Source organism: Alysiella filiformis (genome assembly GCF_014054525.1).
In the GTDB taxonomy this organism is placed as follows: Bacteria; Pseudomonadota; Gammaproteobacteria; order Burkholderiales; family Neisseriaceae; genus Simonsiella; species Simonsiella filiformis.
The window spans coordinates 628,776-645,895 of the sequence record NZ_CP059564.1 but is presented as its reverse complement, the minus strand read 5'-3'; the positions used below and the strand labels follow the sequence as shown (position 1 = coordinate 645,895).

4 protein-coding genes are annotated in these 17,120 nt (G+C 50.1%); 3 read left to right on the top strand and 1 reads right to left on the bottom strand.

The window, feature by feature from the left end; genetic code table 11:
- Positions 1–6: 6 nt before the first annotated feature.
- Positions 7–11,673, bottom strand: a complete 11,667-nt coding sequence (locus tag H3L97_RS03130) for an Ig-like domain-containing protein (RefSeq protein WP_182073090.1) — start codon at positions 11,671–11,673, stop codon at positions 7–9.
- A 994-nt stretch (positions 11,674–12,667) separates the two neighbouring features.
- Here H3L97_RS03130 and H3L97_RS03125 point away from each other — a divergent pair.
- From H3L97_RS03125 to tsaC, 3 genes are all read left to right on the top strand, one after another.
- A complete protein-coding gene (locus tag H3L97_RS03125; RefSeq protein WP_097114394.1) occupies positions 12,668–15,514 on the top strand; it encodes a valine--tRNA ligase in 2,847 nt (948 codons plus the stop codon).
- 79 nt (positions 15,515–15,593) lie between these two features.
- Entirely contained in the window at positions 15,594–16,511 is a 918-nt protein-coding gene (locus H3L97_RS03120) for a tetratricopeptide repeat protein (RefSeq protein WP_097114393.1), read from the top strand.
- A gap of 33 nt (positions 16,512–16,544) precedes the next feature.
- Positions 16,545–17,105: an L-threonylcarbamoyladenylate synthase type 1 TsaC gene (gene tsaC, locus H3L97_RS03115; protein ID WP_097114392.1), complete on the top strand. Its 561-nt coding sequence runs from the start codon at positions 16,545–16,547 to the stop codon at positions 17,103–17,105.
- Positions 17,106–17,120: the final 15 nt, after the last annotated feature.

The following is a 17,120-nucleotide window of genomic DNA, read 5'->3' as shown; positions in this document are numbered from 1 at the left end:
CCAATCCTACACAATTTGGAAGCTGCTGCTCAACAACTCATCAATTTTGCCCTCCAAAGTGGCAACGTGAACCGCCGCGCCACCTCCCGTGCCATCGGCATCGTAGAACAATTTGCCAGAGGCTTTATCAAATTTCATGTAGTCGTTGAAATCACTCATGCCATTACGCAATGAGCCAAACACAGAGGCACGAAGTTCAATGATGTCTTCGCCCACCACAAAATCTTTGATGGTGTCCACATCAACTTCCAGCAGGCTGCTCAACACAAAAGTGTCTGCGCCCTTGCCGCCATACAAGGTATCGTTGCCCTCGCCGCCGTCCAAGCGGTCATTGCCAGCCTCGCCATAAAGAATATCGTTGCCACCGCGTCCTTCCAAAATATTGTCTTGTGCATTGCCCTGAATGATGTTGTCCAAATCATTGCCAAAACCTTTTTTCGCCTCGCCCAACAAACGCAGATTTTCCACATTGACATTCAAGCCCGTGTTGCTCAACCCCACATAATCCACATAGCTGTAAACCGTGTCGTTGCCTTCATTTTCGCGTTCAACAACGGTAAATTCCCCTGGTTCATTGACCACATAAATGTCATCGCCCTTGCCACCATATAAACCGTCATAGCCTTCGCCCCCATCAAGGAAATCATTGCCATCGCCACCTTCTAGGCGGTCGTTGCCCTTACCGCCATAAATCATGTTATCAGCCGCATTGCCACGCAACACATCGGCATAATCCGAGCCAATCAGGTTTTCAATTTGCGTGCCATAGCCAATAAACGATTGTTTGGTGTCAGGATAAGTAATGTGCGTCAATGATTGCTCTTTTGGACGTATCACGTCCCAATTCGTCAGCGTAGCGTCATAGGGGACATCAAAAAACTGACTGGTGGTGGTGCTGCCTTCCAAACCCAAATTATAGCCATAACGCGTACCCGCATACGCAAAACGCATTCCATAATTGGGCGAAGCCGCACTGCCCCTAACCCCCACATGATTCCACGAACCAGGGGTCAAATCCACATACACTTTGTCTGTTTCTTTGGACGCATCAAAAGTATCAATGCCACCGCCGTCCCAAATGTACACATCATTGCCAAAGCTCACAGGGTTAAAGTCTTTAAATGTATAAACATCATTGCCTGCACGCTGATTGGGATTGACCCCATAGCGATAATGCAAATAAGCCAAATCAAACAAACGCAAAGACTCTTTACCGCGCAAAGTATCGTGCTGCATATACGACATGACCGTTAAACCTTGCACATCTTCGTCTTTATTCAAGATGTCTACGCCTGTTTTATCGGGGTATTCGTAATCGCGTGGGTGTTTCAAGCCCAAGGAATGCAAGGTTTCATGCAATGCGGTAAGGAAACCCTCGTTGTTTGCCAAGGTTTTATCGTCTTTTTGATACAGATTTTGATTCAAATGCACCGAACCGCCAGAATGGGCATAGCCCCCCTCAAACAAATCGTCATCGGGGTTGTCATCAACAATGGCTTCCATGTAAAAATCAATTTTGCCCATGCGTTTGCTGCTGTCGGCCGTTTCTTTAAACGTGATGTTGGTGTAGGTGCTGATGTGTTGCAACATCTCGCGAATGGTTTGTTTGTTCGCATCAATGTAATCAAAAAATTCAGGTGTTTGTGTGGCATCGGCTTTACCATCGGGGCGTGCTTGGGCTTCAGCTTTGCTCATAAAGTGGTATTCAATGGTTGCACCTTTGCCAACACGATTGACGTAATTGTCGCCATCATGTCCACCTGTTTGCCATTCCAAAGCGCGAATGAAGTAAGGCAAACGTTCCAATTCCACATGGCTGTGTTCGCTCACAAATTTATCTGTGATGTATGAACCTGCCACCACATAATTCTGCGAATCTGCCACGGTAATGCTTGAACCGTCCAAACCTTTGGTGTTTAAGGTTGCCAACACCATTTTGCTGGCATTGTCTGCCAATTCTTGGGCATTCACGCTGAGGGTAAAGGCTTTGTTGCTGTCTAATGCAACACGGTGGATTTGGCTGCCAATTTGGATTTCTACGGGGTCGTTGGCTTGGGCTGTGCCTGTTGCCACGCCTTTTATTTCCACCATTTTATTAGCCAATTCAATGGGTTTGACGGTATATTGACCGACATCGCCATCCACAACATCGCCTTTTAAAGTAACCCAGCTTGAATCAAATTTGGGCACATCAACCTTTTTGACCAAATAATCGGTACCTACTGGCACACCATCTAAAAAGTAAGTATCGGGTTCGTTGCGAATATCAATCAACTCGCTCGCCAATTGATGTACCCGTTCGTCCAACACCAAATCGTAGTTGATGGCTTTGCCTGCCAAGGCATTCCATTCGTGTGCTTTTAACTTCAATGAGAAGGTGTAATTCAAAATATTCACTTTGGCGGCATAGCTTTGTTCGCCAATGTTGATTTGGAGATAGTCCACCGCATTGATGTTTTTGAATTTGGCAAACAGGGTGTCTTCCAATGCCAATTTGCCTTGTAACACGTATTCATCATTTTGATTGAGCTTGAATTCGTTGGCGGACAACAAATTATCGGTATCAATTGATGTGATGCGAATATCGGCTTGGGCATTGTCCAGCACTTTGTAGCTTTGGCTGGCTGATGCTTTCAGTTCTTTACCGTCTCGGCTGATGGTATCTATGCTGGCGTTGATGTTGCGCTCGGTCAGTGCCAGCAGGTCTTTGGCGGGTACATTGTGTTTGAATATTACGCCCACACGCAAATCGCGATAGGTTTCTACGGTGTAGGTTTGATTGCCCACGCTGATTTTAACGGGTATGGCAGGCAGCGCGTCTTCGCCTGTTATCATGCCGAACAATTCCACTTCGCCCCCTGCTTCGGCGGCACTCAACACATTGTCGCCTGCAATGCTTATCCATTGTAGGGCTAGGTCGGCATCCAGTTTGGCGGTGTAGGTTTGGCTGGCTTGGGCGATGGCGGTGTTGCCTGCGGCATCTTGGGCTTGCAAGGCGGCGGTGATGGTTTTGTTGTTGCTGCTTACCAACTGGCTGCCTGCAATGCTGTGGCTGAATCTGCCTTCTGTGTCCAAATCAACGGTGATGTTTTCCCCTGCCACATTCAGCACCACTTTGCCTGATTGAATGGCTTCGTTGCTGGTGGCTTGTCCGCGTATGATGATGTTTTCTTTGGCTTCATTGGCGTTGATTTGGTTGTCGCCTGTGATTTCTTCCAATGAAACGCTGGCGGTAAATTGGGTATCTACGGTGTAGTTTTTGCTGGCGGTTTGTTCGCCTGTGTTGCCTGCGGTGTCGGTAACGCTGATTTGGGCGGCTAGGGTGTTGGCACTGCCTTCTTTGGCGGCAAGTTGGCTGCCTGAAACGTTTGCCGTCCACGTTTTGCCTGTTACTTGTACATCGTTGATGGTTTGTCCGTTGAGGGTCAGAACGACTTTCACGTCTTTTGCCAACACGTTGGCGGGATAATCCAAGGTGCCTTTCAGTTGGACGCTGCTTTGTTGTTTCAGGCTGGCATTGACGATTTGCTGTGTGCCAATTTCGCCAATTTCAATGCGGGGCGTGGGTGCATTCACATTGTAAATGTAGCTGCCTGATGTGTTGGCGCTGCCCACATTGCCTGCTGCATCGCGTACGTTCACTTCGGCGCGAATGGTGTCGCCCAATGCAAATTCGGTTTTGGCGATGTTTGCGCTGAATGTGTTGCCTGTAACGGTGGCATTGTGCGTTTTGCCGTTGAGCGTCAATTTGACCACATTATCCACCACGATTTCGCCTGCGCCCATGCCCCCAATGCTGCCTGAAACGGCAATTTGGCTGGGGCTTTTGGCGTTGATGGTGTCCACTTTGTTGAGGGTTAAAGTGATTTGTGGGGCTTGCGTGTCCACGGTGTAGGTTTTGTTTGCGCTGGCATTTTTGCTGTTGCCTGCGGTGTCGGTCGCGGTTACGGTTGCTGTGATGTCGCGGTTTTCAGACAATTTTTGTGCGTTCACGCCAATGTTGAATTTGCCGTTTTGCACGCTGCCTGTGAAATCTTGTCCGCCCACGCTCAACACCACTTTATCGTTATCACGCGCATTTTGAACGCTGCCTGAAACGGTAATCGTGCCAGACTGCGCCTCTTGTGCGTTGATGATGTTGTCGTTGGTGATGTTGTCCACTTGAATCACGGGTGCGGCAAGGTCTTTGATGACGCTGTAACTGTGTTTCAGGCTGCCCACACGACTGTTGCCTGCGGTGTCGGTCGCGGTTACGGTCGCTGTGATGTCGCGGTTTTCTGACAATTTTTGTGCGTTCACGCCAATGTTGAATTTGCCATTTTGCACGCTGCCTGTGAAATCTTGTCCGCCCACGCTCAACACCACTTTATCGTTATTGCGCGCATTCTGAACGCTGCCTGAAACGGTAATCGTGCCAGACTGCGCCTCTTGTGCGTTGATGATGTTGTCGTTGGTGATGTTGTCCACTTGAATCACGGGCGCGGCAAGGTCTTTGATGACGCTGTAACTGTGTTTCAGGCTGCCCACACGACTGTTGCCTGCGGTGTCGGTCGCGGTTACGGTCGCTGTGATGTCGCGGTTTTCAGACAGCTTCTGTGCGTCCACACCAATGTTGAATTTGCCATTTTGCACGCTGCCTGTGAAATCTTGTCCGCCCACACTCAACACCACTTTATCGTTATCACGCGCGTTTTGAACGCTGCCTGAAACGGTAATCGTGCCAGACTGCGCCTCTTGTGCGTTGATGATGTTGTCGTTGGTGATGTTGTCCACTTGAATCACGGGCGCGGCAAGGTCTTTGATGACGCTGTAACTGTGTTTCAGGCTGCCCACACGACTGTTGCCTGCGGTATCGGTCGCGGTTACGGTCGCTGTGATGTCGCGGTTTTCAGACAGCTTTTGTGCGTCCACACCAATGTTGAATTTGCCGTTTTGCACGCTGCCTGTGAAATCTTGTCCGCCCACACTCAACACCACTTTATCGTTATTACGCGCATTTTGAACGCTGCCTGAAACGGTAATCGTGCCAGACTGCGCCTCTTGGGCGTTGATGATGTTGTCGTTGGTGATGTTGTCCACTTGAATCACGGGCGCGGCAATTTGCGTGATGACGCGGAAATGCGCCACATTGTTGCCCTCGCCTGTGTTGCCCGCTTGGTCGGTAACGCGAACTTGGGCGGTCAGCGTGTTTGCGCCTTCTTGGGCGGCAAGTTGGCTGCCTGCCACGTTTGCCGTCCACGTTTTGCCTGCTACGGTGGCGTTGATGGTTTGTCCGTTCAAAGTCAAAACCACTTTCACGGCTTGTTCAAGCACATCGCTGGGGTAATCCACCGTGCCGTGTAGGGCAACGCTGGCTTGCTGTTTCAGGCTGGCATTGACGGTGTATTGTGTGCCAATTTCGCCTATGCTGACCGTGGGCGTGGGCGCGCTGACATCGTAAACATAGCTGCCCGATGTGTTGGCGGTGCTTTCATTTTCTGCGCCATTGCGAACGCTGGCTTCGGCGCGTATCGTGTCGCCCAATGCAAATTCGGTTTTGGCGATGTTTGCGCTGAATGTGTTGCCTGTAACGGTGGCATTGTGTGTTTTGCCGTTGAGCGTCAATTTGACCACATTGCCCACAATGGTTTCGCCCGAATCCAAACCTGCAATGCTGCCTGAAACGGCAATTTGATTGGGGCTTTGTTGGTTGATAATGGCAATGTCGTTTAATTTCAATGTGATATTGGGTTCTTGCACATTCACTTGATAAACGTGTTTCAGGCTGCCCTCGCGGCTGTTGTCGGCATCATCGGTGGCGGTTACGCTCACGGTGATGTCGCTGCGTTCTGCCAGCATTTTGGCATTGACAGCCAAGCTGAATTTGCCATTTTGCACGGTTGTTTCAAAGTCTTGCTCGCCAACGCGCACCACCACCTTGTCGCCATGACGCGCATTTTGCACGCTGCCTGAAACGGTAATGGCACTGTTGGCGGCTTCTTTGATGTTGATGATGTTGTCGTGGGTGATGTTGTCCACTTTGATGATGGGCTCGGCAATTTCGGTGTCCACCAAATAGGTTTTGTGAACAGGTGTGGCGGTTTGCACATTGCCCGCTTCATCGCGCGATGTGGCAGTAAGGCTAATGCGATTTTCGCCCTGATTGCCCACCAAATCGCGTCCTGTTAAGCCAGCCAAAGTCCACACATTGCCATTCACTTGGGCAGGACGCGCCGCACCGCCATTGATGCTGACCCACACCTCATGGTTGGCATCGGCATCGGCGATGATTTTGCCAGACAAGATTTGCGGCTTGTCCAAAGCGGCTTGGTTAATGCGGGCGATGTCGCTGATTTCCAACACAGGCACGGCAAGTTGCGTGTCCACCAAATAGGTTTTGCTGGTGCTGTTGTGGGCGGTAACGTCATTTTTGCTCAAATGAATGTCCACTTGAATGCTGTTGTTGCCTTGCACTTTTGCCAATTCGCGGTTGGGCAATTCGTATGACCACGATGTTGCGCCCTCTTCCACCGTCAATTTGTGCGTGGTTTCGCCCACTTTGATGATGATTTCGCGTTTGTTCAAATGGCTGTTGTTCAAATTCAGGCTGCCTGAAAGCAGGGTTTTGCCCGATAAATTGTTGGCATTGATGGTGGCAATGTCGTTTAAACCAATGCTGGGTTGATTCAATGGCGAGTTGTAGCCATCGTTTATCACATTGATGACGTGCGCGACCGTCCCCCCTGATTCGTTGCCCGCCTCATCGCGCGTATGCACCGATAAGGTGATTTCATTGGGCATGGTGGCGGTGTGTTCATCGGGCACGAACAGGCTGGTGGTGGGAATGTTGCTGGCAGTCCAAGTGTTGCCTTGCACTTTCACATTTTGGCTTTCCACGATGTAGCCATTCACGACCACAGCCAAACTGCTGACCGTGTCGCCCTCGTCCATGCCCACAATGCTGCCTGAAATCGTGTAGCTTTCGCCCAATGCCGATTTTTTGAAATCGGCGGTTTGCACTTGAACTTGGGGTATGCCAATGCGTGTGTCCACCGTGTAGGTGGCGGTGTCGTTCATGGTTAAGCGGTTGCCAGCGTTGTCGCTCACTTGGGTTTGGATATTCAGGGTGTTTTGACCTTGCTGGCTTGCCAGTTCGCTGCCTGAAAGTTTGATTTCCCAAGTGTTGCGGTCTTTCCAAGTGGCGATTTTGGGCGTACCTGTGTCGTTGATTGCCACGCTGATTTCGGCGCGCGCGTCTTCTTGCAAACCGTTAATGCTGCCTGAAATGGTTTGCATTTGTTCTGCTTTGCTTTGGTTTATCACGGTAATGGGTTTGATTTGTACCGTGGGTTTTGCCAAATCGGTGTCCACCTGATAGGTGTGTTCAAACACTTTTGATGTGGCACGGTTGCCCGCGTCATCGGTAACGGTGGCTTTCACCGCAAGCGTGTTGCTGCCCTGCTGCGCGGTCAGTTGTCTGCCAGACAAATCCACATGCCACTTGTTGCCATTGATGGCAATGGGCGCGTCAATCGCTTGACCATTGAGCGTGAGTTCCACCGTTTTGTTTTGCAAATCATCGTCCAAATCATACAGGCTGCCTGAAAGCGTGTGCGCTTTTGCCACATCGTCTTGATTCAAATTGTGCAAAGGTGGCGCAAGGTCCACCGCAGGGGTGCGGATTTCCGTGTCCACATGGTATTTCGCATGGGCGGTTGTGCGTTCAATCAAACCATTGTTGCCCACAATGCTCACACGCACACGGGCTGTGATGTCGCCTTGTTGTTGTGCCAACTCGCTGTTGTCAATCAGCAAATGCCACGATTTTTGGTCGGGGGCGATATTGGCTTTGTGTCCTTTGCCCACCAAAACCTCAATTTCCACATTGCTCAAATCGGTGTTGTTCAAATTCAGGCTGCCTGAAAGCAAGGTTTTGCCCGCCAACGCCTCTTTATTGATGAGATTGATGGGGTTGAAACCAATTTCAGGCTTATTCAAAGGCTGCACAGGCACAACAGGGGTAGCAGGCGGTGCGGTGTCGGCAATCACATTGTATTCAGCATTGTAGGTCAAAGCCGAACCATTTGCCGAATTGCCTGCTGCATCGTGATATTGTTCCAGCCACGCCAAAACGGTGTTTTTGCCCACTTTGCTCGCCAAATCGCTGCCTGAAACCTGCACGCTCCAACGTTCGCCCACCAAATCCGCCGTGTACGTTTTATCGTTGATGCGCACTTGAATGATTTTGCCAAATGTTTCCTCGCCACGTTCAGTTACCTTGCCTTGAATCACATAAGTTTGATTCACTTGCGATTGATTGATGTCTGGCACAGGGTCTATGGTAATGAGCGGGGTGTGCAAAATCGTGTCCACATGGAAAGTGCCTGTGGCGGTGGCACTGGTGGCGGTATTGCCTGCCGCATCGCTGGCGGTGGCATACACTTGCACTTGGTGTGTGCCTTGTTGGGCATTGTCGCCCAGAGCAGGCAGGTTGTATGTCCAAGTGTTGCCGTCTAATTGCGCTTTTTGGGCGGTGCCGTCATTGTGTTTGACCCACACTTCCACTTTTTGCGATTCGGTGTCCACATGATTCAGGCTGCCTGAAAGCACCACAGGGTATCTTGCCTTGTTGGTGTTTACCACAATCGGCTCCGACCACAACAACACATCAGGTGCCGTGATTTTCGTGTCCACCACATAAGTGCGCGACAACCATTCGCTCGCCTTGCTGTTGCCCATCATATCGGTGGCAATGGCTTTGACGCTGATTTGGTTTTCGCCTTGTTGTTTTGCCAAATCCTGAGTTCCCACGGTCAAATGCCATTGATTGCCTTCAACCTGTGCAAGGCGTTTCACACCAGCAATGTCCACTTCAACTTGATGTGATTGAATGTCATTATCGGGGTTGCTTACCGTGCCACGCAGGGTAATATCTTGGTTTTCCAATGATTTTTGATTGATGATTTGGGGTACTTCGTCCAAAGTAACCGTGGGTGCGCTGATGTGCGTGTCCACCTTAAACGCCACCGTGCTGTCTGCCTCCTTATTGGCAGGCGCAGACAAGCGCATGATGGCTTTCATGCTGTTGTCGCCCTGTTTTTGTGTGATAACCGCTTCGGGAATCGCCACTTCCCAAGTCCCAAACAAATCGCTTTTGGCGGTGGCAGCAAAAGTTTGGTCGTTCACTTGCACTTCCACCGCAATCATGTCTTGATGAAGTGCGCTGTCGGCATTGTGTACCACGCTTTTGCCCGCTATGCGAATCACGCCATCTTTGATGTTTTCCTGATTGACCACTTCAACATGGGTAATTTGGATTTCGGGTTCGTAGGCTTCGGCAGTGGGCTTGGCGGCGGCAACGGTGTAATGTTCGGTAAACACTTTACCATCGCGCACATTGCCCGCCTTGTCTTGCACTTGAACGTGCAAATTCAGGCTGCCCTCGCCCACATTGGTGTTCAATTCGCTGCTGGGCAGGGTTAAAGTCCAAGTATTGCCCGTTACCTTGGCATGGTGGGGTTTGCCGTTGATTTGCGCCCACACATCGGTGCGTACCACATCGGTATCCACACCGTTCAGGCTGCCTGAAAGCGTGTATTCATCGGCAATCAAGCCTTGCGTCATATCGGGCAAACCTTGCACCACCACAATTTCAGGTTCCGACAATTTGGTGTCCACCTGATAATGGCGGCTTGTTGATGAGGTTTCAGCCGTTGCACCATCGCGGCTCACGCTGGCAAACACGCTGACTTTCGGATTGCCTTGCGCGTATGCCAAATCTTCATTTTGAACCACCAAAGACCACGTTTTTTTATCTTGTGCCACATTCGCGACCAATTTTTGTTCGCCAAATTGCACCGTAACCGCCACCGCAATGTCATCGCCCTCGTTTTGCACGTTCAGGCTGCCTGAAAGTTTGGTAGAGCCAGATTGATTGCGCGAATGAATGGGCTGAATTTCATGGATGGACACCTCGGGCGCAAGCAAAGGTTTGGCTGGCGGCGCAGGTGGCGTGGGGGTTGGCGCAGTCGGCAAAGTGGGCGTGGTTGGATTCGTTGGCGCGGTTGGATTCGTTGGCGCAGTTGGATTCGTTGGCGCAGTTGGATTCACTGGCGTGGTCGGATTCACTGGCGTGGTCGGATTCACTGGCGTGGTCGGATTCACTGGCGTGGTCGGATTCACTGGCGTGGTCGGATTCACTGGCGTGGTCGGATTCACTGGCGTGGTCGGATTCACTGGCGTAGCTGGATTGCTAGGCGTTACTGGATTGCTGGGCGTTACTGGATTGCTGGGCGTAGCTGGATTGCTAGGCGTAGCTGGATTGCTGGGCGTAGCTGGATTGCTGGGCGCAGTTGGGTTGCTAGGCGTAACAGGGTTGTTAGGCACAGCTGGGTTGCTAGGTGTAACTGGATTGCTGGGCGTTACTGGATTGCTGGGCGTTACTGGATTGCTGGGCGTTACTGGATTGCTAGGCGTAGCTGGATTGCTAGGCGTAGCTGGATTGCTGGGCGTAGCTGGATTGCTAGGCGTAGCTGGATTGCTAGGCACAGTTGGATTACTGGGCGTTACTGGATTGCTAGGCGTTACTGGATTGCTGGGCGTTACTGGATTGCTGGGCGTTACTGGATTGCTAGGCGTAGCTGGATTGCTGGGCGTAGCAGGGTTGCTGGGCACAGTTGGATTGCTAGGCGTAACAGGGTTGCTAGGCACAGTTGGGTTGCTAGGCGTTACTGGATTGCTAGGCGTTACTGGATTGCTGGGCGTTACTGGATTGCTGGGCGTTACTGGATTGCTGGGCGTTACTGGATTGCTGGGCGTTACTGGATTGCTGGGCGTTACTGGATTGCTGGGCGTTACTGGATTACTGGGCGTAACAGGGTTGCTAGGCGTTACTGGATTGCTAGGCGTAACTGGGTTGTTAGGCACAGTTGGATTGCTGGGCGTAACTGGATTGCTAGGCGTAACAGGGTTGCTAGGCGTAACAGGGTTGCTAGGCGTAACAGGGTTGCTAGGCGTAACAGGGTTGCTAGGCGTTACTGGATTGCTAGGCGTTACTGGATTGCTAGGCGTTACTGGATTGCTGGGCGTTACTGGATTGCTGGGCGTAACTTGGGTGTTAGGCGTAACTTGGGTGTTAGGCGTAGCTGGATTGCTAGGCGCAGTTGGGTTGCTAGGCGTAGCTGGATTGCTAGGCGCAGTTGGTGTATTGGACGCATTCGTCTCATTGGCTTTATCCGAACCACCGCCACCACCAGCCACCGCCGCGCCCACACCCAAAGCCGCCAAGCCTGCCAAAGCCGCCACTTGACCGCCCGACAAACCAGCAGCCGAAGTGCTTGCCACTTGACTGGCTTTAACCGCCGCCACCGTTTCAGGCAGCGTAGCGGCAGCCACATCGCCACCGCCCGTCATCAAAGAATTGCCGCTTTGCACCACCTGTTGCCAATCCCAAATGGGCGATTGGTTCACAAAGTCTTGCAACACCAGCTCGGGCATGCCATCGCTTTCTTTTGCATACACCCACAAATCATTGCCGATTTGCTCCACAAGTGGCTGCTCAATCAAACGACCATTTTCATCAAACAGTTGATATTGTGTGTTTTTTTCAGCACGCACACGCGCACCATGGTTGTTTGCCAACAACATTTGTTCGGTTTGACCATTGTGAATCACTTTAAGGGTGTAGCTCGCCATAATGCCTAACTCCAAGTTAATATTTTAAAATCAATCAGTTAAATTGCACCCAATTTTTTAGTGCGTTTTACTCAATAATGCGTAAAGATACCACATTCAGCCCACATTCGCCACCCATCGGCTCGGCAAAACACGTTTAAATAACAAGTATTTTTGTGGAGAAATGGATTGCGTAGTTTCAGGCAGCCTGAAACCTTTGCAAAACTCGGTTTGTAGGGGCAGATTTCATATCTGCCCCGTTTAGGGTCACAGAAATTTTCATTCTTATCAATAAATTGAAAGAAGGGCGGATATGAAATCCGCCCCTACGTCAGTTTAAAAGTAGGTTTTGCAAAGGTTTCAGCCTGACAATGCACGACAAAATAAAAGTTTTGCCTTCGGCAACTTACTTTTTAAAAAAGTAAGCCAAATAAATGAATGCTCAACGATTTGTGCATAAATAATATTTTCAGGCAGCCATAGGGGCTAATGACAATTTGGGCGCGAAGTTGGTTTTTCAGGCAAACACCGCTTCGCTGTCAAATTCAAGGAAAAAATGCGCGTCAATGCCACCCATTGGCGCGTATTTTTGACGCAGAAGTTGGCAATTTTGATGAAAAAACAATCGCGAAACGAATTGTCATTAGCCCCTACAGTACACGACAAAAATCTTTCAGGCTGCCTGCAACCTGTCCCCTCCCCTGCTGGCGGGGGAGGGTTAGGGTGGGGGTGGCTCGTTGCGTTTCTAACCCCCACCCCAGCCCTCCCCCTTGCATAGGGGGAGGGGGTAGGTTTGTGGCAATATCAAAAAATGTCGTGTACTGAAAGGCAGCCAGAAAGCAACAAAATATTGCTTTTAATAAATAAAATGGATTTATTGTAAGGTATTTGGCTTACTTTTTTAAAAAGTAAGTTGCCGAAGGCAAAATCCATTTTTTGCAGGGTAGTGAAAGGCAGCCTGAAACCGCATTTCTCCGCTATAATTCATCATTTTAATCATCAGGACACACGCAAAATGCTCCCCAAATACAACCCATCAGAAATTGAACAAAAACATTACCAAAATTGGGAACAAAACGGCTATTTTCAGCCCAATTTCGCGCAAAAAGACGCGTTTTCCATTCAACTGCCGCCTCCCAATGTTACAGGCACGCTGCACATGGGACACGCCTTCAACCAAACCATTATGGACGGCTTGACGCGCTATTACCGCATGAAAGGCTGCAACACCGCTTGGATTCCCGGCACCGACCACGCAGGCATTGCCACACAAATCGTGGTGGAACGCCAACTTGCCGCGCAAAACATTTCGCGTCATGATTTGGGGCGCGAGGCGTTTTTGGCAAAAGTGTGGCAATGGAAAGAACAATCTGGCGGCACCATCACCCAACAAATGCGCCGCGTGGGTTGCTCTGCCGACTGGTCGCGCGAATATTTCACCATGGACGAAACCCGCGCCAACATCGTTACCAAAGTGTTTGTGAAATTGCATCAACAAGGCTTGATTTATCGCGGTAAACGCTTGGTAAACTGGGACCCTGTTCTCGGCACAGCCGTTTCCGATTTGGAAGTGGAAAACGTGGAAACCGATGGCTTTATGTGGCACATTCGCTATCCGTTTGCCGACAATCCGTCCGAAGGCTTAACCGTTGCCACCACGCGCCCTGAAACGCTGTTGGGCGATGTGGCGGTTGCCGTTCACCCCGAAGACGCGCGTTACGCGCATTGGATTGGCAAAAAAGTGATTTTGCCGCTCACGGGGCGTGAAATTCCTGTGATTGCCGATGAATATGTGGAAAAAGATTTCGGTTCAGGCTGCGTGAAAATCACGCCTGCACACGATTTCAACGATTACCAAGTCGGCAAACGCCACGACACGCTTTTAATCAATATTTTTGATTTAGAGGCGAAAGTTTTATCAGAAACGCAAGTTTTTGATTATCGCAACGAGGCGCAACAGGGTTTCAGGCTGCCTGAACAATACGCTGGGCTTGACCGCTTTGAAGCGCGTAAAAAAATCGTTGCCGATTTGCAAGCACAAGGCTATCTCATTGAAACCAAACCACATAAACTCATGACCCCCAAAGGCGACCGCACAGGCAGCGTGATTGAACCGCTTTTGACCGACCAATGGTTTGTGGACATGCACGCCACGCCCAACGGCGGCGAACCCGATTCCGAGTTCAAAGGCATGAGTTTGGCACAAAAAGCGCAACACGCCTTTGCAAGCGGACAAATCCACTTTATCCCTGAAAATTGGATTAACACCTACAACGAATGGATGCGGAAATTGGACGATTGGTGCATTTCGCGTCAATTGTGGTGGGGACACCAAATTCCTGCGTGGTACGATGAACAGGGCAACATTTACGTTGCCGAAACCGAAGAAGAAGCACAAAAACTTTCAGGCAGCCTGAATTTGAAACGCGATGCAGACGTGTTGGACACATGGTTTTCATCAGCCCTTGTGCCATTTTCCACATTGGGCTGGACAGACAACGGCATAGACACCGATGATTTAAAAGCCTTTTTGCCGTCCAGCGTGTTGGTAACGGGCTATGAGATTATTTTCTTCTGGGTGGCGCGTATGGTGTTCATGACCATGCACTTCACAGGCAAAGTGCCGTTCAAAGCCGTGTACATTCACGGCATGGTGCGCGACCACGAAGGCAAAAAAATGTCCAAATCCGAAGGCAATGTGATAGACCCTGTGGATTTGATTGATGGCATTGATTTACCACAACTTTTGGAAAAACGCACCACAGGCTTACGCAAACCCGAAACCGCGCCACAGGTTCGCGCCGCCACCGAAAAATTGTTCCCCGAAGGCATTCCAGCCATGGGCGCGGACGCTTTGCGTTTCACCATGGCAAGCTACGCAAGTTTGGGTCGCAACATCAATTTTGATTTCAAACGTGCCGAAGGTTATCGCAATTTCTGCAACAAAATTTGGAACGCCACCAACTTCGTCTTAATGAATACGGAAGACAAAGACTGCGGCTATGGCGAATTTGCCACCGAGCCACGCGCCTATTCCTTCCCCGACCAATGGATTATTGGGCGATTGAACGAAGTGGAACGCGATGTAACCCAAGCCTATAAAACTTATCGTTTTGATTTGGCAGCAGAATTGTTATACAGCTTCATTTGGAACGATTATTGCGACTGGTATTTGGAATTGGCAAAAGTGCAATTACAAAACGGTTGCGCCAGCCGCCAACGCGCCACACGCCACACTTTACTGCGCGTATTGGAAGTGAGCTTGCGCCTGTTGCACCCAATTATGCCGTTTATCACCGAAGAATTGTGGCAAACCATCGCGCCCATGTGCGAGCGCAAAGTTTCAGACAGCATTGTGCTTGCGCCCTTCCCCATTTTTGACGAAAACGCGATTACCGAAACCCAAGCCGCTTTTGGCAAAATGTCTGCTTTGCAAGATTTGGCAGGCGCGGTACGCAATCTGCGTGGCGAAATGGGCATCGCGCCCAACATCAAAGCCCCCTTGTTTGTGGAAACGGCAGACGATTTGGGCGAACTGTTGGCGTATTTGCCCGCCTTGGCAAAATTGACCGAAGTGCAAGCGGTCGCCACGCTGCCTGAACACGAAGATGCGCCTGTTGCCATTTGCAACGGTGCGCGTTTGATGCTGAAAGTGGAAGTGGACAAAGCCGCCGAAACCGCGCGTCTGAACAAGGAAGCCGAAAAGCTGAACAAGGCTTTGGAAAAACTGAACGCGAAATTGTCCAAAGCAGGCTATGTGGACAAAGCCCCCGCGCATTTGGTGGAAAAAGATAAAGCGGAATTGGCTGATTTGCAAGAGAAATTGGCGAAAATTCAGGTGGCATTGGATAAATTGAAGTAAGTTGAAAATCGGTATTCAGGCAGCCTGAAAGTGGGATTTTGGCTTTCAGGCTGCCTGAAAACACAAAACAAGGAAAAATATGTCCACCACCTTCCGACAACTCAAAAAAATCCACCAAAAAGCCTACGCCACTTTTGACGCTGGACAGTTGGCAACCGCAACCGTTTACTTCCAAAAATTGTGCCGACACCGACCTGATGTGGCGAATTTTCATTATATGCGCGGCTTGGTTGCGAAAAATCGCATGGATTGGCAAACGTCTTTGTCCGCCAATTTACGCGCGATTGAATTAGCCGATGAATTTGACGAAGCCCACCATTGGAATGCTGCCATTGCCGCGACCGCCTTGCACGATTGGGCAAGCGCACGGCAAATGTGGGCAGCTTGCAAATTGCCTATTCCAGACGGAACGGGCGAAATTATGGCAAATTTTGGTATCACAATTATCCGCTTGAATGCGTGGGATTGGGGCGAAACGGTGTACGCACAGCGAATTGACCCTGTTCGTGCCGTGATTTTGAATGTGCCGTTTCCTGAAAGCGGTTGGCGTTGTGGCGACATTGTCTTGCACGATGGCGCACCGACTGGCTCGCGTACCGATGAAAACAGCAATGAAATCAGCGTATTCAATGCCTTGGAACGTTGGCAAACATCGCCCAAACAAACGTTTACCGTTTTTACGCAATGCGAAAGTACAGATGATGTTGGTGCTTTGCTGGATTTGTGTCATCAACACAATCTGGACGCGGAAGATTGGACGGAAAACACACGCATGATTTGTTTGCAATGCAGTTATGGGCGTGTCCACGAACATCATCACAATCACAAATCGGCAAATTGGCAGAGCGAGCGCAGTATTGGCATTGCTGCTAATTCGTTGGCTGAAATAGAAAAAACATTAAACGAATGGCAAGGAAAAAACAGACAAGTTTTGGAAATTTGCCAACAAGATTATCCCATTCCCGAACGTAAAGATGGTTGGGTGTGGTGGATTTGATGTTCAGGCAGCCTGAAAAAAGGAAAACCAATTATGCGAATCATCAGTTGCCACAATCTGCAACGTTTGCGCCAACATTTGCGTTTGGGTGGGGCAATCGCCTACCCCACCGAATCGTGTTATGGCTTGGGCTGTTTGCCCACCGACTATCGTGCGGTACGCCGCATCATCAACATCAAAAAACGCCCTCAACACAAAGGCTTAATTGTGATTGGGCAAAATTTGGCACAACTGCAACCCCTGTTGCAAACGCTGCCCCAGTCCACCCAAAATCATTTGAACAGCGTGTGGGCTGCACCAAAAACCTTTGTTTTGCCAGCACAAAATCATCTGCCCCATTTGCTGCGCGGCAAAGGGCGCAATAAATTGGCAGTGCGCGTGCCAGACCATGCTTTGGCGCGGCATTTGTGTGCGGTGTTGAACACGCCTTTGGTGTCCACATCGTGCAATCGTGCCAAACAGCGTCCGTGCAAAACGGCGCGTGAGGTGCAACGCCAGTTTGGTCGCCAAGTGCTGATTGTGCGCGGTCGCATTGGCAATCGCAAAAAACCCAGCGACATCATTGATTGGCAAACGGAAACGCAATTACGATAAAATTTGATGTTATTG

What these genes read in the sequence shown, in the direction of transcription:
- tsaC (WP_097114392.1), top strand. Translation starts at nt 16,545, where the DNA reads ATGCGAATCATCAGTTGCCACAATCTGCAACGTTTGCGCCAACATTTG.
- H3L97_RS03130 (WP_182073090.1), bottom strand. Translation starts at nt 11,673, where the DNA reads ATGGCGAGCTACACCCTTAAAGTGATTCACAATGGTCAAACCGAACAA.
- H3L97_RS03125 (WP_097114394.1), top strand. Translation starts at nt 12,668, where the DNA reads ATGCTCCCCAAATACAACCCATCAGAAATTGAACAAAAACATTACCAA.
- H3L97_RS03120 (WP_097114393.1), top strand. Translation starts at nt 15,594, where the DNA reads ATGTCCACCACCTTCCGACAACTCAAAAAAATCCACCAAAAAGCCTAC.